We start from the raw sequence: 18982 nt of genomic DNA on the forward strand, positions 1-18982 counted from the left end.
ATCAGCAGGAACCGGTTGAAGTGGAACGGAAAGCGGTGGTGAACGACGGCGTCAGCAACCACGCGAGGCTAATGCCGAACAGCATCGTCAGGCCGAAGGCGCGCAATGCCGGCGTGGCCGATAGCGCCAAGAGACCAAAGGCCAGCAAGGTGCAGATCGCCGCCAGCGTGATCGAGAGAAACGGGCGTGCCTCGTCGGGATCGGGCTGCGCAAGCAGGAAGATGCCGTAATCGACCCCCATGCCCAGGATCAGCAGCAGCGCCAGCACGTTGAAAAGCTGCAACGATTGCCCCAGCAAGGCGAGCAGCGCCAGCGTCAGCGCACTGGCCAGCGCGGTCGGCAACAATGCGCGCCACGCCGATCGGCCAAAACGCGCGCTCAGAGCGGCAAACACGAGCACATACGCCGCCAGGATGACCCAGCCCATCAGCACGCGATAACGCCCCATCACGTCGGATACCTCGGCGACCTTGTCCACCCAGCGCACGCCCGGCACGGTACGCGCCGCCGTGGCCAGCTGTGGCAGCTTGGCGACCCCCTGTATCCCGCGCAACAGCACCACGCTGGCGTAACCATCGCCCAGGCGACCGAGCCACTGCGCACGCAAGGGCTCGGATACTGGCGCCGCCAGCCAATCGTGCAGCTGCAACGCGCGGTCTGTCCGGGGGCTCGCGACCAGCTGCTCGTCAAGCAGGCGTGCGGCCCGTGCCAGCACACCATCCGGACTATCCAGCAACTGTTGGTAGACAGCCCGGTTCTGCGCCTGGCGCGCGGCAGACGGCACCCAATCGGAAATGGCCTGCACACCCCCTAGCACGCCCCGCTCGACCAAGGGCGTCAGACGCTGTTTCAACGCCTCCTCGCGTTGCAACACCTGCTCGGCACTTTGCCCCTGCACCAGGTAGAACTGGGCGGGCCCCGGCAGGTCCAGCAATCGCGCGACCGTTTGCTGGTCGGCGATCAGCGCCGCCGGCGAATTCTGCAGCAAACGGATATCGTCGTTGCTGCGCAGCTGGCCCAAGCCGGCCAGCAGCAGCGCGGCCACGACAACGAGCAGCAGCGCGGTAATACGGTTGCGGCCAAGCACAGGCCAGTGCCCGCGCCCGCCGCCGATCCAGCGCGACAACCGCGTCGCCTCCATGCGCCGCCCGCCATCCAGCCACGGAAACCACCACAGCACCGTGACGAACGCAGCCAGCAGGCCCACCGCGGAGAACACGGCGATCTGCCGCAGCCCCGGAAACGGTGTCAGCGCCAGCAAGGCGTAGCCGACCACCGTGGTCAGCATCGCCAGCCACATCGCCGGCCCCTGCTCGCGCAGCATGGCCCAGCGCTCCGCGGGCGGGCGCCCCTGGCGATTGCTGAAGTAGTTGCTGCCGTAGTTCTCGGCCACGCCGACCAGACTCGCGCCGAACACCAGCGTGATCAGGTGCAGCCGGCCGAACAGTAGCGCGCACACCGAAATGGCGGCCAAGAGGCCCACTGCGATCGAGAGCATGACCAGCAAGCGCGGCTTGAACGCACTGAACACGAACCACGTCAGCAATACGATGCCGATGAGTGAGCCCAGCCCTATGGTGTGCATCTCGCGCTCCGCCTGGCGCGCCGCCGCCGCCGCGTGCAAGGGCACGCCGACAGCATGGATCTGGGCGCCATGCGCCGCGGCCGCCTGCGCAGCTTGCTGCAGCACGGGCAATAGCGCTTGCTGCGCCGCCAGCGAAAACGCCGGTCCTTGCTGCTCCAGCATCAATAGCGCGTATTGCCGCTCGCCTTCGGCCAAGCTGAGTCGCCCGTCGGTGACGCGCACCTTGGAATCGGCCGCGCGCGTGCCCAGCCAGCCGCCGAACAGGTTGAGCGGATCATCGTGCCACGCGCCGATGCGTGGCATTGCCAACGGTCGATACAGCGCTTCGATCGCCTCGCCGGCCAGCTGTTCTGGGCTTTGCTGCTGCAGATGCGTGCGCTGGGCATCAGTCAGCAGGCCGTATCGATACGGCGTAAAGAACCCCAGCCAGGTCGCCGCCGCATCATCATCGACGCGGTAGCGTAATGCCATCGACACGCGTGCCGTTTGCAATACGGCGGCGTAGGCATCCCCGGCGCGTTTTGCCATGGCCCAGTCCTTGCCACCGACCAGCACCACGATGCGCCGCGCCGCCGCGTCCGCCAGCTGGCGCGTGGCGCCCTGCACCAGTGGATCGCGCTCGTTCTGCGGCAACATGGCGAGGATGTCGGTATCGAGCCGCAACCGTGCGCCGGTCCAGAGATAGAGATTGTGCCCGGCGATGGCGAGCACGATCAGCAGCCAGCCCCAGGCCAGCCAGCGCGCGCTGTGCTTGGGCAGACCGGATTCAGTCAAAACGGGCCGCCTCTTCGCCGCTCAGCCGCGACGGCGTACTGTGTTGCGCACTGAAGCGGATGGCGGTCCGGTCACCATTGGCCTCGGCAATGTCGATCTGCCGCACGTACTGGTCACCGGATAGCGAAACACGCGTCATCAGGCGCGCCAGTGCCGCCGATTTGGGCGTCAGCACCAATTGCCATTGCTGTCCGCTGGCCTCGCCGTCGACGCCGAAATGCTCGGTCAGCGCGTCGATATCGCCGTTGAGCAGCGCGAACAACAAGGCGTTGATCATGCGTACCGACGGCTCCTTGGCGGCATCGAGCCTGAACGCCACCTGCCCACCCTGGGTGGCGACGATCTCGTTGCGCGTCAGCCGCAGCTGGCTGGCGAACGGCGAGGTGGTCCGCCACAGCACACCCCGCTCACGGGCGACGATGAAGTCGCCACGCGACAGCAGCGGCTTTTTGAAGCCCGCCACCTGCTTGCGCTGCTCGAACTCGCCCCGTAGCACCGGCGGCTGCGCGAGCCGCTCGCGTACCGATTGCGCCAGATCGGCCGCGGGCGCCACCAGCGTGACAAGGCCCAGCAACAGCGCGACGAGGCAGCGCATCAGCATGGCTGCAGCCCCAGCTTGTCCCACAGTATCTGCGGGCACACGTATTGCATCTCGCCGCTGGTGATCTCCACCGCCACCTGGATGGTATGAGCCTGGTTCAAGCGCCGTCCGGTGGCCACATCGGTGATCAGATAATCGATGCGCAACCGGTTCTCCCACTCGGTGATCTCGGCCCGTATCCTTACCTGCTGGCCGAAATGGATCATGCCGACATACTTGAGCCGCATGTCGACGATGGGCCAGGCATAACCGGAATCGCGCATCTGCGGGTAGTCGTATTCGAACTTGCCCAGCAACGCGCTGCGGGCCAGTTCCAGGTACTTCACGTAGTTGCCGTGCCAGACGCAGTCCATGGGGTCCAGGTCATGGAAGGCCGGCGACAAGGTGATCTCCTGGCTCAGATCAGTCTGCATACAGTTCCCATTGCTCGGCGCGGATGGCCTCGACCAGGGTTATGAGCTCCCTATCGAGCGCGCGGTCTTCGACGATCAGCGGAATCTGCGCCTGCAGTGCCGCCTGCAGTTTGGAAAGCGCCGGCGTCAGCGCGAGGCCAGCATCGATGCGCTGGCGCAGCGCAATGCCTTGTCGCGCTGCGATCAGCATGGCAGCCGCCACCTGTTCGCTCAGCTCGAGCACCCGCAGGCAATCGCGTGCCGCGATGGTACCCATGCTCACCTTGTCCTGGTTATGGCACTCGGTCGAACGGCTGAACACCGACGCCGGCATGGTCTGCTTGAGCGCTTCGGCGGTCCACGCCGACACGCTGATCTGCAGCGCCTTGAGGCCATGGTTGATCGCCGCGCGCTCGCCGGTGGCCGCCGACAGATTGCTCGGCAGACCATGGTTGAAGCGGGTGTCGACCAGCAGCGCCAGCTGGCGATCGAGCAGGTCGGCCACGTTGGCGACGGCGTTCTTCAGGCCGTCCATGGCGAAAGCGATATGACCGCCGTAGAAATGGCCGCCGTGCAGCACTTGCTCGTTGTCACCATCGATGATGGGGTTGTCGTTGGCGCTGTTGAGTTCGTTCTCGATCAGTTGGCGAAAGAACGGCAAGGCATCTTGCAGCACACCGATCACGTGCGGCGCGCAGCGCAGCGAATAGCGATCCTGCAAGCGCTGCTCGTTGCGACTGGGCCGCTCGGAAGCCAGATCGGCGCGGATGCGCGAGGCGACGAGTTGCTGGCCCGCGTGCGGCTTGACCGCGAACAGCGCCTCGTCGAAATGGTGGGCATTGCCCGCGCTGGCCAAGACATTGACGCTGGTGAGCCGCGTGGCCAGTCGGCACAGATAGTCGGCACGCCGCCAGGCGAGGCAAGCCAGTGCGGTCATCACGGCAGTGCCGTTCATAATCGCGAGGCCTTCCTTGGGCCGCAGCCGCAGCGGCGCGATGCCAAGCTCGGCGTACACCTCGGCGGTCGGGCGCACGGCGCCGCGGTAGAGCACGTCGCGCTCGCCGCACAGCACCGCCGCCACATAGGAGAGTGGCGTCAGATCGCCGCTGGCGCCGACCGAACCTTCCGCGGGAATGCGCGGCAGGATATCGTGCCGCAACAGCGTTTCCAGCTGGGCGAGCAGGCCCACGCTGACCCCGGACATGCCCTGCGCCAACGAGGCCAGCCGCGCAGCCAGCACGGCGCGCGTTTCCTCGGCGCTAAGGAAACGACCGGCGCCGCAACCGTGGTAGGTATAGAGATGATGCGGCAACTCGGGGATGAGTTCGGGCGGGATGGTGACCGTGCACGAATCGCCATAGCCGGTGGTCACGCCATAAATGACGCCCTCCTCGGCCAGCAGGCGATCAAGAAAATCGGCGCCGCGGGCGATGCGGGCACGAAAAGCGGTATCGGCCGACAGCTCGGCGCAACGCGACTGCTGCGCCAGCGCCACCACGTCTTCAATGGTCAGCGGCGTACCGTCGAAACGGACGGGATCACGGTTGACGGACATCATGGACTTGATCCCAGAAAGCAAAGAAATTGAACCAGTCATACGGCGAGCGGCGCAGCAGCCCGGTCACGGCCGCGGCATAGCGCGCTGCGTACTGCTGTATCGCCGCCTCGCGCTGGCTGCGCGGCAGTTTCACCGACTCGGCCAGTTGTTCGAAATGCACCGTGTAACCGCCCGCCTCGTGGATGCACCCAAGCAGGTAGACAGGGCACTTGAGCAGGCTGGCGAGCACGTAGGGGCCGACCGGGAATGGCGCGGGATGGCCGAGAAACTCGGTCGTCACTGTCTGGCTGGCGAAGACCGGAATGCGATCGCCTGCAAGCACCACGAACTCACCGGCAGCGACCTTGTCGGCCAGCACCACGGCCGTGGTCGGGCTGATCTCGGTGACCTCGATCAGGTCGACATCGTGGGTCGGATTGAGCCGGCGCAGCATCTGATTGAAACGCAGCGCATGCCGGGTGTGCACCAGCACGTTGAGCCGCAGCACGCCACGCGCCTCGGCCATGGCGCGGCACAGCTCCAGGCAGCCGATGTGCGCGGTCACGATCAGCCCTCCCTGCCCGGCCTGCCCGGCTTCATAGACGGCTTCGCGCCCTTCGGTGCGCACCCGCTCGAAGCGATAGCGCCCCGACACAGCAAGCAGCTTGTCCAGCAGCGTCTCGGCAAACAGCGCGATATGGCGCAGGCTGTCACGCCAGTCCGGCACATGGCCCAGGGCGCCGGTCGCCGTCTGCACGCGCTGCAGGTATTGCAAGGACGCCCGCCGCAACGCGGGTCGGCATGCCCAGTGCACGAACACCACCGCATAAAGGCAGATCCGGAACGGCCAGCGCCCCAGCAGGCGGTAGACCCAGAACAGCAGCCAGATGCCGAACACGAAGGTATGTTCGCCCATCTGCGCCCAATGGCGCGACGCCTGGGCCGTGCTCATGCGGGCCTCCGGAACAGCCTGCGCCACAGCAGCAAGGGCGCGCGCAGCGCCATACCGAAAAACAGTCGGGCATGCATGCGGGAGATCAATACGTTGTCCGCGCAGACGCGGAAGTGCGAAACGCCGTCGGCCGGGTAATGCACGCGGGTGGGCAGATTGACGATGCGCATGCTGCGCCAGTGCAAGCGCACCAGGATCTCGATATCGAAATCCATCCTGCGGCCGATGCGGGCGCTGTCGAGCAGCGCCACGGTCGGCGCCAGCGGGTAGACCCGGAAACCGCACATCGAATCACGGATCTCCAGCGACAGCGTATTGATCCACACCCAGACGTGGGTCAGGTAGCGGCCATAAAGTCGGCCCTTGGGCACGCTGTCGTCATACACCGGGCAGCCGCAGATCAGCCGTTCCGGCTGCAAGCGAGCCTGCGCGACAAAGGCGGGAATGTCGCCGGCATTATGCTGACCGTCGGCGTCGATCTGCAACGCATGGCTATAGCCCGCCTGCAGCGCCGCGCGCAGCCCCGCCATCATCGCCCCGCCCTTGCCCTGGTTCCGCGGCAGGCGTACCACGCAGATTGCGTCGGGCTCGCGCTCGGCCCAGTGATCGAGCACCGCCGCGCAGCCCGCTTCGCTGCCGTCGTCGACCAGCACGCACGGCAGCGCGTTGCCGCGCAAAGCGGCGATGACCTCGCCGACCGCGTCGCCATGGTTGTAGACCGGAATCACCGCGCACAGCCTCATGCGGCAGCTCCGAACACGATGCGACCGCTGGCATGCTGACCGGCCGCCGAATGCAGGGAATAGCTGACGCTGCCTCGCGCTGCCGCGTATCCCAGCGCCAGCGTGAGCACGGTGTCCGGAACGATCACCTGCTGGAACTTGGCCGCCTCCAGCCTCAGGAAGCGCGGCGGCAACGCAAACAGCGCGCGGGCCAGCCGGACGACCCAATCGAGCTGTGCCACGCCGGGCAATACGGGGGCCAGCGCGAAATGGCCGACGAAATACGGTGAAGCCGCGGCGAACTGCAAATGCAGCGTCGCTTGCGTGGCATCGTGCGCTAGCAGGCGCACCTCGGGTCGGCGCGGATCGAACAGCGCGTGCAACTCGGCCTCGGTGGTCTTGCCCTGGCTGTTAACCGGCAAGGCCCAGGGATAACGCCAGCGACGCGGCAGGGCACTAGGCTCGACCAGATCCACGAGCTGGTCACGCAGCACGGCGTTCAGCGCGCGCTTGCCGTCCTCGTCATAGCATCTCCAGCCGCGGGCATTGGGCACTGCCACCACGCCCAGCAGGGCGCGCGACCCCGGCAGGCTGACCACACGGGCCTCCTGCAGCAGGCCGCTCTGCATCAGTGCCGCTTCCAGCGCAGTCAGCGACACGCGCTTTTCCTCAATCTTCACGATCCGGTCCGCGCGCCCCTGCAGCTCGAAACCCGCATCACCCAACTGCACCTTGTCGCTGGTGGCATGCCAGTCGGCGTCGGGCAGATGACCGGAGCGCACCTGCAGCACGTCGTTTGCGACGCGCAATTGCACACCGGGCAACGGTTGCCAGTTGGCCGTTGCCGCATCCTCGCGCTGCCGCCAGGCGATACCGCCCGTTTCCGAGCTACCGTAGATCTCGAGCGGCGCCTGCCCGAGCAAGGCGCGGCAGGCCGGCAAGGCGTCGGCCGGCAGCGGGCCGCCGGAGGAAAACACCGCCGCCAGGTTCGCGCGGGCATCGGCCCAGTCGAGCTGATCGTTCAAGCGCTTCAAATGCGCGGGGCTGGCGACCAGCAGGCTGCGCGCTTGTGCCAGCGCCGCGGCGATCTGCTCCGGGTAGGCCAGTCGCTCCGCAGCGAATGCCCGGCCGGCGGCGAGCGGCCACAGCACGCGGAACAGCAGGCCATAGATATGTTGGTGCGACACGCTGCCCAGAACCCGCGCGTCAGCCGGCAGATCGGGCCAGCAGGCGGCGAGCGCGGCCACTTCGGTGGACAACTGGCGCAGCCGCTTGGGGATGGCCGATGGCTCACCGCTGGAGCCCGAGGTGTAGACCACCAACGCCTCCGCCTCTGGATCCAGCTCGGAAAACGGCGTGGGGTCGGGTTCCATGACAGCCAGTGGCCGGCAATCGGCTGGCCATTGCCCGGCAAAGCCATCGACATGTTCACGCAAGCGGGCCTGGGTGACGGGCTGGTTATCGGCAGGCAGGTAAACGCAGGCACCGGCATGCCAGGCACCGAACAGCGCGGCGGCAAACTCGAAGCTGTCTTCGGTATACAACGCCCATCGCCGCCCAGGCTGCGCGGAAAACGCCGCGCGCCATGCGGCGACGCGCAGGCGCAAGCCGGCGAAATCGACACCCTGCCCCGCGCGCACGGCCACAGGCCAGGCTGGCGCGCGTCCCACGGCGAGCAGTTGTTCCAGCGAACGCAAATCAGTCATGCACGCCCTTCGCCTTCACCCGCTGCCGCACCAGCCATTCGCCGCCGAACAGCGCACCCATCGCGATATACGCGATCAGACCGTTGTAGAGCGCCCAGATGGCGTCGCTCGCCCAGCAGCTGGTGATCAGTGCCAGGCTGCCATTGACGGCGAAGAAACCACACCACACTTGGGTCACCTTACGCGTGTACGCGACGCCGGATGCCGGCAGGTCGGGCTCGCGTAAACGCGCCAGCCGCTCGATCATGGACGGCGGATAAACGAGGCTCGTCGCAAACACGGCCAGCAAGGTCGCGTTGACCAGCATGGGATAGAGCTTGAGCGGCAACAGCAGATTGCCGGCCAGGCTGATCGCGACCAGCAGCAAGGCACCGGCGCCAGCCAGCAGCCAGACCCGGTCCCGCGTGGCAAGCACGCGCAGCAGTACCGTTCCGGCCAGCAGCAGGGCCAGCCAGCGCGGCTCGACACGGCCCAGCCCCAGGTACACCAGGGCCGGATAGGCCAATGTGATCAGGCCCAGCAACAGCAGACGCACGTGCAATCAGGCCGATTGTTCTTCAAGCAGTCCATGCAGTGCGTCGATGACGTCCTGCAAGGTGCGTACCGATTTGAAGGAATCGGGCTGCAGGCGTTTTCCCAGCAGCGAGCGCAGGCGAACGATCATGTCCACCGCGTCGATACTGTCGATATCCAGGTCTTCGTACAGCCTTGCCTCCGGCACGATCTTGACGGGGTCGGTGTCGAAGGTCTCCTGCAAAATGGTGCTCAGGCGCTCGAAAAGCTCTTGCTTGGTCATGCTCGTTCCTGCCGGTCGTGCGATAGCCGAGGCTATCCAATTACTGAGGGTCTTACTGTTTGCGGGCCGAGGCCACAAAGGCGGCCAGCGCTCGCACGCTGGCAAAATGCGCCCGCGTCTCGGCCGAATCGGCCGAAAGGCTCACACCGTAGCGCTTTTGCAACGCCAGGCCGAGTTCCAGCGCATCGATCGAATCGAGACCCAGCCCTTCCACGAACAAGGGGGCGTCGGTATCGATATCGTCCGGCGTAATGTCTTCCAGATTGAGCGACTCGATGACGAGTCCCTTGATTTCCTGTTCAAGCGCGAGCATGAGAAGCAACTTCCTTGGCAAAATAATCGTGCAAATAGTCGGTCAGATGACGCGCGGCCAGCGCCTCACCGCCTGCGGCATCCAGAAAAGGCTGGATCGCGATGTCGTCGCGTATCTCGAGCGTAAAGTGCATCCTGCGCGGCGGCACCTGCCACCACGGCAAGCCCTTGGTCAGGCTGAGCGGCTCGCAGCGTATGGTCACCGGCGTGATGTCGCGCAGGCCGCGTACCGCGATATTGGCCGCTCCGCGCTGCAACTTCATCTTGCCGTCGACCGGCGTGCGGGTCCCTTCGGGAAAAATGATCAGGTTGCTGCCTTGCCGCAGCGAACGAATTCCGTCCTCGACCAGGCCCGAACCGCTGTCGTTGCAGATGTAGTTGGTGGCGCAAATGGCTCCGCGCGTAAACGGGTTGCGTGCAAGGCTGCCCTTGACCACACAATCGGCATTGGGCACCAGCGAGATCAGGAATACCACATCGAGCAGCGTCGGGTGGTTGGCGAGGATCAAGAGTCCGCCACGCCGCAGCCGATCCAGCCCATGAATTTCGTAGCGCAGTATGCCGAGCCAGCACATCAGACCCACAAACGACGCAAAACAGGCATGCACCGCCCACCTGGCGATACTGGCGCGTTGCGATGCCTGCAGCCAGAAGCACAGCGACAGCAGTGGCAGGAACACCAGCCATAGCAGCAGGCCCCCCACGCCGAACGTGGTAAAGGCGATGCCCGTGGCGAGCACGCGCCAATAGCGGTCTACCCGCTCAAGCATGGCGCTGCCATTGCCAGTTGCGTTGCCGAAGCTGCGTCGGCCCTTCCGAAACAAGAAAACGCAGGATGGCCAGATCGCCAGGCAGATCGCACGGTGTGTCATCCGGCGCGGCAGTGCGTTGCAAGCTGATGCCGCCGCAAGCGGCCGCAGCGAGTCGACATGACCATGCCCAGGGGAATTGCGCTTGCGCGCCGGCAAAGCGCTGGTATCGCTCGGGCAACGGCCCCTCATAGGCGACGACCAGCACCTCGTTCGCACCATCGGCCAGCAGCGCCGTCGCCTCTACAAATGCGCTGGCTACGGTATCCTCGCCCGCCGCAACGGCGAGGTAATTGGCGGTATCGCCGCGGGCAATGGAATAGAGGGCGCCGACGGCATTGTGTACCGACATGCTGAACGATGCGGGCGACAAAGGCTGCTGCGCGGCCAGTTGATCGAGCAGATCGATGGAACGATTGATTTCACCGTAGCGCGAGGCGAAAATCACCGCGTCGGGCGGCGTGTCGCCCTGGCACCAGTACGCCACCTGCAATGCAGCGCGCCCCAGCCGCTCCGCACGCCGACGCATCATGGCCGGCATTTCGCGCACGGCCGGCTCGGCTTCACAGGCCAGCGAAGTCGGCGCGGCCAGCCAGCGCGACCAGGCTGCCTGGTCGGCCAAGCCCGGAGCCCAAGCGGACCAGTGCGTGACGGAAAAACGGCTCATTACAAAGACTGCACGATGGGAAAACCGACATTTTTACCACAAATGCAGTAACTATTGCATGTAAGCGACCCAATCAACAGACATACGTACAACACCAATTTGGTCAAATTCTTACAGCAAAGCACGACTAATTCGCTTACCACATTCCAGCGTGACCACGGCGCGACCGCCGAAGCTGGTATTTCCGCCCCGGAAAATTTATCCCTTTGGCATCAGATACTAACCGCGCAGCGCGGCATGAATCCGCTCCGCCAATTCGGCGTTGATGCCATCGACCTGCATCAGGTCTTCGACACTGGCAGCCTTCACACCTTGTAATCCACCGAAGCGCGCCAGCAATTTCTGGCGGCGCTTGGGGCCGACCCCGGGAATCTCCTCCAGGCTGGACGCAACACGGGCCTTGGCGCGGCGCGCGCGATGGCCGGTAATGGCGAAGCGGTGCGATTCATCACGGATCTGTTGCACCAGATGCAGACCGGCATGGTCCGGCGGCAGCCGCACCACGGCGTGGCTGGTGGCGAGGATCAGTTGCTCGAGGCCGGCCTTGCGCGTTTCCCCTTTGGCGATCCCGATCAGTACTGGCTGGGCCAAGCCCACCTCGGCCAGTACTTCCTCGGCCTGCGTCAACTGGCCCTTGCCGCCATCGATCAGGATCAGGTCCGGTACCTTGCCCTCACCGGCGGCGATCTTTTCATAGCGCCGGGTCAGCACCTGTTTCATCGCCGCGTAGTCATCCCCGGCCGTAATGCCTTCGATGTTGTAGCGCCGGTATTCCTTGGGCTGCATATCGCCCCGATCGAACACCACGCAGGACGCGACTGTCGCCTCGCCCATGGTGTGCGAGATGTCGAAACACTCGATGCGCTGCGTTTCTTCGGGCAAGTTGAGTGCCTCGACCAGCGCGGTCAACCGGCCGGCCTGGGTCGCCGCCTGTGCCTGGCGCTGCAAGATGGCAAATTCGGCGTTCTTCCTCGCCATTTCCAGCCACACCCGGCGCTCGCCATTGGGATTGCTGTTCACCACGACCTTGCGACCGGCCTGCTCGGACAGCAGCGAGACGATCAGCTCACCGCCATCGGGCGCCGGGTGGCAGATCACCACCGGTGGCACGCTGCGATCGAGGTAATGCTGCGCAAGGAAGGCTGCCAGCGCCTCCGCGGGGCCGTAGTCCTCGGCGTGGCTCGGAAACAGGTTCTTGTCGCCGACATGGCGGCCACCACGCACCATGGCCAGATTGACGCACAGCACACCGTCGCGGGCGACGCAGGCGACGATGTCGGCATCGAGCTCGTTGGCGTTGCTGGATACGAACTGTCGCTCTTGCACCTTGGCCAGCGCCTGGATCTGGTCGCGCAAGCTGGCGGCCAGCTCGAAATCCCAGGCTTCGGATGCCGCCTGCATCCGCGTCTCCAATTCGGTCAGCAGCTCGTTGCCCTTGCCTTCCAGAAACCGCACGGCGTTACCGACGTCGCGCTGGTAGTCTTCCTTGCTGACCAGGTCGACACAGGGTGCCGAGCAGCGCCTGATCTGGTGCAGCAGGCACGGTCGCGAGCGGTTGGCGAACACCGTGTCCTCGCAGGTGCGCAGCTTGAACACCTTTTGCAACAGTTGGATCGATTCCTTGACCACGTAGCCGTTGGGGAACGGGCCGAAGTACTGGTTGCGCTTGTCGAGCGCGCCACGGTAGTACGCCAGGCGTGGATAGCGATGGCCGGTGACGACCAGATAGGGATAGCTCTTGTCGTCGCGGAACAGGATGTTGTAGCGCGGCGCCAGCGCCTTGATCAGGTTGTTCTCGAGCACCAGCGCCTCGGCCTCGGAGCGCACCACCGTGGTCTCCAGCCGCGCCACCTGCGCCAGCATCAGCCGGATGCGCGGGCTCAGATCGCTCTTCTGGAAATACGAGCCGACACGGCGCTTGAGATCGATGGCCTTGCCGACATAGAGCACGGCGCCATCGCTGCCGAGAAAGCGATAGACGCCCGGCAGGTTGGGCAGCAGTTTTACCTGCTCGGCAACAAAGTCGTAGGGTGTTTGTTCAGTCATGGAACCGCGAGCATGACACTCGGTGGGGCTGTTGCGCCAGTCCGTGCCGGCGACCGTCGCGCCGCCCGAATGCGGTGAACGCCCGTACCGCGCGGCCGCATCCGGCGTGTGGATTTGCCGCGGGCCGCCGATTGGTCAAACACAGCCGGACGGGCCCTACCAGGCAATGCGCCGCGCAGCGGTGGCGATCAGCAGCGCGGCGCCGGCCACCACGGCCAGCCCCCACCCCAAATGCGAGGCATGGGCAACGAAGCCGATCAGCGGCGGGCCGAGCAAGGCGCCCACGGCGCCAGTCGTCGTCACCGCGGCCAATGCCACCGGTCCTTGCTTGGCACCGGCGATATACACGCAGGGCGACACCGCGGCCACACCGAGGCCCACCAGCGCAAATGCCACCAGGCCCGGCCAGAAGCCGCCGAGCAACAGACCCACGGCTAGGCCTACGCCGGCCACGCTGCCTCCCGTCTTGAGCAAATAGGCGCTGCCCCAGCGCGCGCGCCAGCCGTCGCCCAGCCAGCGGGCACAGAACATGGTAACGGTGAATGCGGCCAGCCCCAGCGCTGCGGCCTGTTCGCTGGCGCCAGTCCGCTCTTTCAGATACAGCGCGGTCCAATCGGACATCGAGCCCTCCACGACGGTTCCCGCCAGCGCGGCGAGCCCCAGCCATAAAGCGGCGCCGGACGGCAGTGAAAATCGCTTACGCGGCGTTGCCGGCGGCTCCGGCGACTGCGGCAACAAACGGGGGGCGGCCCAGGCCAGCATGGTCCACATCAGCACGGCCGAGGCCACAAAATGCAAGGCCAGCGAAGGCAGAACCCGGATCATCAGCGCGGAAAACAGCGCAGCGGCGAGGCCACCGAGGCTGAACACCGCATGCAGGCGCGACATGATGGGCCGTCCGCGCTCGACCTCGACCTCGACCCCTTGGGCATTCATCGCCACGTTCAGGCAGGCAGCGGCCACGCCTTCCATCACCATCACCGCGAGCGCAAAAGGATAGCTGGGGGCGAAGCCCAGCAACACCAGCAAGGCGGGCATCGCGGCGGCGGCCAGCCAGCAACAGCGCTGTGCACCGAGGCGCCGCAACAGCGTCGCCGTGACCGGAAACGAGAAAACGGCGCCGATACCGCTTGCCAGCAGCAGGAAACCGACCTGGGCCGGGCCCAGATCCAGCTGCGCCTTGAGCGCCGGCAACCGGGTGGCCCAGCTTCCGTAGTTGAAGCCCAGCAGGAAGAACAAAGTAGCCACGGCGTAGGGCGCCTGGCGCAAGGGAGGGGCAGTCACAGTGATCAGTGGGTATCGGATTGCGGGGCCGGTGCGGCTTCGGGCAGCGGCAAGGATAACAGCGGCGCCTCGACCATAGCGCCCGTTTCCAGCAAGTAGACAAAGGCAAGCAATTCGGCAACGGCACGATAGAGTTGTGGTGGAATGCGCTGGTCGAGATCGACCTGCATCAACAGCGCAACGAGCTCGGGCGATTCGTGCACGAACACGCCGGCTTCCCGCGCCTTTTCGATGATCTTCTCGGCGACGACGCCCTGGCCCTTGGCCGTCACGCGCGGCGAACCTCCGCCCTCGTGGTAGGCCAGCGCCACCGCCTGCTGGCGATCAGGCGAGATCCGGGCAGCCCTACGTGCCATGCGCGGCCTCATCGGCATCGGCGATGCCGTATTGAGTGCCGGCCAATGCCAGCCCCGCCGCGTCGAACTGGCGGGCCAGCAGGCCCTGGCCGTCGCGCAGCAACGCCAGCGTTTCCGGATTTTCCGCGGCAAATTGCAGATTGAACTGACCTTGATACAGCGTGGCGGAAATCGAGATCGGCCCCAGGTTCGGCAAATCGAGGTTGAGCCAGGTTTGCCAGCGCTGCGCCTCGGTATCAACCTGGCCATCGGCGTCACGCTCGTTTTCCAGCTGCAACTGCCACTTCAGTGGCTGGCCTTCCCATGCCTGCCCCTGCCAGACCACCGGGCGTTGCTCGATGGTGTCGAGCTGCTGTCGCACCAGCCCCTTGAGCATGGCCTCGGCCTCAGGGCTGGCTTTCTGCTCGCCGCGCAGCAACTGCTCGATGACGTTGCCGGCACCGCTGCGGGCGCCACTTTCCCGGGTGCCCTCCGTTTCCTGCGGATGCAGAGGCAAGGAGGATCTCATCTGCGCCTGCGGCTCGCGCAGCAGCGCCTGCAGGCTGCGCTGCCCATTCACCCACTCCGCCTGGTGCGATTCATAGAACAGGCCGCTTTCGGACAGCACGCCAGCGAGGCGAGTCGCCAGGGTGGCAGGGTCCGGCTTGCCTTCGGGCATCAACGGCGTCTGCCCCTGCAGCGTGACAGGCACCTTAGTCTCGCCGCCCCGGCCTGTGGTCAACAAGGAAGTGAGGTAGCGCGCGGCCTGGCTGAGCGCGGCTTCACGGCTCTGCGGCAGCGCCTGCTGCTGGCTGAGCGCGAAGGTGAGTTTGGGATCGCGAGCGACCACCGTCAGATCGAGCTCCTCGCCAGCCTGGGTATTGCGTGGCAGATTGAGATCGAGCAACTGGTCCTTCACCAGCACGGCAAAGCGGCCATTGGGCAATTGCTGGGTGACGGTGGCGTTCACGCGCTCACCGACCGTGAACCTGGCGGTCTCGTCCGGCGAGGTCTTGAGAACTTCGATCAGCCCCTGCTGGGTCTTGACGTAGAGCTGCAGCAGGCTGGTCGGGGCGTTGCCGGGCAGCATGGTCAGCCCTGGCGCTCGGCGCGATACAGCGCAACGATAAGGTCTGCCTCACCGCGACTGATGCCGCACTCGCGGATCATGGCGTCGACTTCGGCGCCGGCGCGGGCCATGCGGATCGCGTGTGCATAGGGTGTTTCGGTATCCGCCTCGACTTCGACCAGTGCTTCTTCCTGCAAATGCGCACTCATCGCCAGGCGCAGTTTCAGCCCCTCGACTTCGCGGCGCAGGTGATCGATTTCGTCCTCGAGCTCGGTCTGGCGCCGGCTGACATCGAGATCCGGCGCCCGCACGCGTACCTTGCGCAGAAACAGCAGCAGTTGGGCAATGTAAAACACGACGAGTCCCAGCCCGACATAGAGCAACTGCGGCCAGGTGAGGACGAAGGCGTTCATGCTTGCCGTCTCCAAAAGCAATCCCATTCGCTAAGCGTATACGACACCACAGCGCGCTGCCGCTTCAAACGCGGTAGGCCCGGTCCAGCTTGGACGAGTTCTGCAGGACGTTCATCATGGCCTGCAACTCGGGCTTCCAGGCCTCGGCCAGCGCGGTCAGCTCGGCGATCGCATTCTGAAGGTTATCCATCAGCTGCGTCAGCTGATCCTGTTCCTGGGGCGAATATTGTGTCCAATCGATGTCGTGCAATGCCTGGTGCAGCGCGATCCAGATCGGTTGGCGCTCCAAGAGGTCATCCCAGCGCTGCTCGTGCGCATCCGCCAGCATCTGAGCGGCCAGCACGTCCAGCGCACGCAGCGTATGCGTGATATCAGGCCTTGCCATAGCTGAGCGTTCCGCGATTGTCGTCCTGCTGCGCGCCGGCTTCCTGCTCGATTGCCGGCGGCAACGGCGCCGGCTGCGTGATGCTTTCCCACGCATCGCGCAGATCGCCCAGCAAGGTGACCACCTGATCGATCAATTCAGCACGGTTGTGCAGATTGGCTTCGAACAATTGCTGGATCATGTAGAAATACAGCGCATCCAGATTGGCGGAAAGCTCGCCGCCCTGCTCATGATCGAGGGCCATGCGCAGGCCTTCGTCGATAATGGCGATGGCCTTGCTGATCGCCTCACCCTTGGCGGCAATCTCGCCGTTCTGCATATGCAGCTTGCCCAGCTGGGCGGACTTGATCGCCCCTTCGTACAGCATGACGATCAGTCGGCCTGGAGACGCCGATTCGATCTGCGCCTGCAGATTCTGCTTGCCATAGGCGGCCAGCGCCTTTTTTGCGCCAACGGACATCGATATTCCTCTTACTTCTTGTTGCCGCTTGCCAGGTTGTTCAGCATCGACAATTGTTGGCTCAGGTAGGAGCTGGTCGAGTTCATCGTCGCGATCTGCACATCGAGTGCGGAGAACTGCGCGCGATAACGCTTTTCGATATCCTCGAGGCGACGGATCATGGTACCGCCTTGCGATTCAATATTCTTGATATCGCGGTTCAGGCCGTTGATGCGGCTACGCAGCAGGCCATTGTTCGACAGCAGGCTGGCTACAGTCTGATCGAGCTTGCTGGCAAAGCCGCGGCTGAAGCCCATGGTACCGTAATCACCCGCGGTATCGCCGGTAATGGTCAACTTGAGGCCTTCGACCTTGCCGGTACCGGTGAGACTCTGGCCGTCGCCCTTGGCAGGCTCGCCATTGATGGTGCCGGCCACATTGGTGCCGCTGCCGGACTGCGAGACCTTGAAGCCCAGCGTGGTTTCGGTGGTCGAGCCCGTCGCGGTGATCTGCACGTTCGACTTGGCACCATACTTGTTCGAGCTCATCTCAAACTTGCCCGAGGTCGTGTTGTACGCGACCGTCACCCCAGCTCCCGCATCCTTGATCCGGCTATCGCCGTTGATCTTGGACTGGATCTCCGCGGCCAGCGCCGCCGGCGTCGCATAGCTGCCTGCGGCAAGCTTGATCTGGCCCGACGAGGTGCCATCGACAGCGACCATCAGCATGTCGTTGTCGTTTTCGGTAATGGTGATCGGGCCATTGGCAATGGCAAGGCCACTGAAGCTGCCGCGGGTGGCTGGCGCCGTGACATTGATCGCATAGCTGCCGGCCTGCGTGGTGGCCGTCGATGAGACATAGCTCACGCGCGCATCGCTGCTCACGCCGTTCACCGCGAACAGGCTGGCGACGTCTTCGGGGCGGGTATCCAGCGCCTTCTGCAACTTGGACGAATCGAGCGTCATCGTGCCCTTGTCGTCAAAGCTCACGCCGACCGCCCCCAGGCTCTGGTAGTAACTACCCTTGCCCAGGCCCTGGTTCAACGTGGCGCGGATCGACGATTGCATCGACCGGATCACGTAATCGCCATTGAGCAAGCCGCTGGACTTGTCTTGCTCGTTGTAGAAGCTGAGGCCTTCCACGGACTTGGCAAATTCGTTGTACGACTTCACGAACTCCTCAACCGCCGTTTTCACGCCGCTGGTGTCGCGTGAAACGTTGAGCGAGGTGGTGATCGGCGCATCGTTGCTATCGAGCGCGCTGATCTTCTGCAGGGTCAGCGTCACCCCCTGCAGCACGTCGGTCACGGTATTGCTCGATTTGCTGATGGCAATGCCATCGAGCTGGAACTTGGCATTTTGCGCCACCTGGGTCTGCGCCATATTGGTGGTCGCAGTCGGATCGTAGGCGAATCGGGACAAGCCAGATGTGTCGGTGTCGTTCGTATCGTCGTCGTCGACCGAGATCTTGAGGCTGTTGGCCTCGCCGCTATCACTGGACGAGAGCAGCAATCGGTAGCCGCCGCCGTCATTGACGATGGTCGCGGTCACGCCTGCCTTCTTGGCGTTGATGGCGTCGCGCAGGCCGGTCAGCGTGTTGTTGGTGCTGTCGACTTCGATCGTCAGCGCGCCTTTGTCACCGTTGACGGTGAAGGTGTCATCGGCATTGGTGCCGGTGGTGCCGTTGTCGTCGTGGGTGCCGAACTGGATGGTCATCGTGCCGGTGCCGACCGGCTCGTTGACGCTGGTGAACGATTGCGACTTGAGCTTGTGCGCTTGCGCCAGTTGCGTCACCGCCAGGCTGTAGCTGCCTGCCTGGGCGTTCACGGCGGTGCTGACGGTACCGATCGCGGAATCACCCAGGCTGCCCTTCAGACTTTTGTAGGCGCTAGCGCTCGACAGGCCCAGCACGCGGGCCTGGAACGTCGACAACGCGCCTTGCAGCGTGCCAATTGCGGAAATCTTGGACTGGGCTTCCTTGGCGCGATTCTGCAGCTTGTCCAGCGGCTGGCTTTCCAGCTCCATCAGCTGGGAAATGATGCCGTTGACATCCAGCCCAGAGCCCAAACCCGCCGAAGTGATCGATGCCATGATACAACCCTGCCCTGAAAATTGACGAAACGGGTGAAACAGTAGAAAACGCTTGCCGACTTAGATCG

The 18982-nt window shown here is 64.7% G+C and carries 20 protein-coding genes; all 20 read right to left on the reverse strand.

The window, feature by feature from the left end:
• Nucleotide 1: 1 nt before the first annotated feature.
• Nucleotides 2–2359, reverse strand: coding sequence for an MMPL family transporter (locus NLI84_RS06630; protein ID WP_255989070.1), 2358 nt, complete (start codon nt 2357–2359; stop codon nt 2–4).
• Entirely contained in the window at nt 2352–2960 is a 609-nt protein-coding gene (locus tag NLI84_RS06635) for an outer membrane lipoprotein carrier protein LolA (RefSeq protein WP_255989072.1), read from the reverse strand. The genes NLI84_RS06630 and NLI84_RS06635 overlap by 8 nt, the downstream gene beginning before the upstream one ends.
• Nucleotides 2954–3373, reverse strand: coding sequence for an acyl-CoA thioesterase (locus NLI84_RS06640; protein ID WP_255989073.1), 420 nt, complete (start codon nt 3371–3373; stop codon nt 2954–2956). The genes NLI84_RS06635 and NLI84_RS06640 overlap by 7 nt, the downstream gene beginning before the upstream one ends.
• Entirely contained in the window at nt 3363–4910 is a 1548-nt protein-coding gene (locus tag NLI84_RS06645) for an HAL/PAL/TAL family ammonia-lyase (protein ID WP_255989076.1), read from the reverse strand. The genes NLI84_RS06640 and NLI84_RS06645 overlap by 11 nt, the downstream gene beginning before the upstream one ends.
• On the reverse strand, nt 4891–5841 hold the full coding sequence (locus tag NLI84_RS06650; protein ID WP_255989081.1) for a lysophospholipid acyltransferase family protein: 951 nt from the start codon (nt 5839–5841) through the stop codon (nt 4891–4893). The genes NLI84_RS06645 and NLI84_RS06650 overlap by 20 nt, the downstream gene beginning before the upstream one ends.
• Entirely contained in the window at nt 5838–6584 is a 747-nt protein-coding gene (locus tag NLI84_RS06655) for a glycosyltransferase family 2 protein (RefSeq protein ID WP_255989083.1), read from the reverse strand. The genes NLI84_RS06650 and NLI84_RS06655 overlap by 4 nt, the downstream gene beginning before the upstream one ends.
• A complete protein-coding gene (locus NLI84_RS06660; protein WP_255989086.1) occupies nt 6581–8269 on the reverse strand; it encodes an AMP-binding protein in 1689 nt (562 codons plus the stop codon). Before NLI84_RS06660 ends, NLI84_RS06655 begins: the two co-directional genes overlap by 4 nt.
• A complete protein-coding gene (locus tag NLI84_RS06665; RefSeq protein ID WP_255989088.1) occupies nt 8262–8804 on the reverse strand; it encodes a COG4648 family protein in 543 nt (180 codons plus the stop codon). Before NLI84_RS06665 ends, NLI84_RS06660 begins: the two co-directional genes overlap by 8 nt.
• 6 nt (nt 8805–8810) lie before the next feature.
• Entirely contained in the window at nt 8811–9065 is a 255-nt protein-coding gene (locus NLI84_RS06670; RefSeq protein WP_255989089.1) for an acyl carrier protein, read from the reverse strand.
• Nucleotides 9066–9117: 52 nt separating this feature from the next.
• Complete coding sequence (locus NLI84_RS06675) at nt 9118–9378, reverse strand: phosphopantetheine-binding protein (RefSeq protein WP_255989090.1); 261 nt, start codon at nt 9376–9378, stop codon at nt 9118–9120.
• A complete protein-coding gene (locus tag NLI84_RS06680) occupies nt 9365–10147 on the reverse strand; it encodes a lysophospholipid acyltransferase family protein (RefSeq protein ID WP_255989092.1) in 783 nt (260 codons plus the stop codon). Before NLI84_RS06680 ends, NLI84_RS06675 begins: the two co-directional genes overlap by 14 nt.
• The gene (locus tag NLI84_RS06685) at nt 10140–10853 is read right to left on the reverse strand and encodes a beta-ketoacyl synthase chain length factor (protein WP_255989093.1); all 714 of its coding nucleotides are present in this window, start codon (nt 10851–10853) and stop codon (nt 10140–10142) included. Before NLI84_RS06685 ends, NLI84_RS06680 begins: the two co-directional genes overlap by 8 nt.
• 219 nt (nt 10854–11072) lie before the next feature.
• The gene (gene uvrC, locus NLI84_RS06690) at nt 11073–12899 is read right to left on the reverse strand and encodes an excinuclease ABC subunit UvrC (RefSeq protein ID WP_255989095.1); all 1827 of its coding nucleotides are present in this window, start codon (nt 12897–12899) and stop codon (nt 11073–11075) included.
• A gap of 156 nt (nt 12900–13055) precedes the next feature.
• The gene (locus NLI84_RS06695; protein ID WP_255989096.1) at nt 13056–14147 is read right to left on the reverse strand and encodes an MFS transporter; all 1092 of its coding nucleotides are present in this window, start codon (nt 14145–14147) and stop codon (nt 13056–13058) included.
• Between the two features lie 41 nt (nt 14148–14188).
• Nucleotides 14189–14539, reverse strand: a complete 351-nt coding sequence (locus NLI84_RS06700; RefSeq protein ID WP_255989098.1) for an EscU/YscU/HrcU family type III secretion system export apparatus switch protein — start codon at nt 14537–14539, stop codon at nt 14189–14191.
• On the reverse strand, nt 14529–15608 hold the full coding sequence (fliK, locus tag NLI84_RS06705) for a flagellar hook-length control protein FliK (RefSeq protein ID WP_255989100.1): 1080 nt from the start codon (nt 15606–15608) through the stop codon (nt 14529–14531). Before fliK ends, NLI84_RS06700 begins: the two co-directional genes overlap by 11 nt.
• 2 nt (nt 15609–15610) lie before the next feature.
• Nucleotides 15611–16000 carry a DUF2802 domain-containing protein gene (locus NLI84_RS06710; RefSeq protein WP_255989103.1) on the reverse strand — a complete coding sequence of 130 codons (390 nt, stop codon included), beginning with the start codon at nt 15998–16000 and terminating at the stop codon, nt 15611–15613.
• Nucleotides 16001–16064: 64 nt separating this feature from the next.
• Complete coding sequence (locus NLI84_RS06715; protein ID WP_255989106.1) at nt 16065–16385, reverse strand: flagellar protein FliT; 321 nt, start codon at nt 16383–16385, stop codon at nt 16065–16067.
• Entirely contained in the window at nt 16372–16845 is a 474-nt protein-coding gene (fliS, locus tag NLI84_RS06720) for a flagellar export chaperone FliS (RefSeq protein WP_255989109.1), read from the reverse strand. The genes NLI84_RS06715 and fliS overlap by 14 nt, the downstream gene beginning before the upstream one ends.
• Nucleotides 16846–16856: 11 nt before the next feature.
• On the reverse strand, nt 16857–18914 hold the full coding sequence (gene fliD / locus NLI84_RS06725) for a flagellar filament capping protein FliD (protein WP_255989111.1): 2058 nt from the start codon (nt 18912–18914) through the stop codon (nt 16857–16859).
• Nucleotides 18915–18982 lie beyond the last annotated feature (68 nt).

Source organism: Chitinolyticbacter albus (assembly GCF_024437655.1).
In the GTDB taxonomy this organism is placed as follows: domain Bacteria; phylum Pseudomonadota; class Gammaproteobacteria; order Burkholderiales; family Chitinibacteraceae; genus Chitinolyticbacter; species Chitinolyticbacter albus.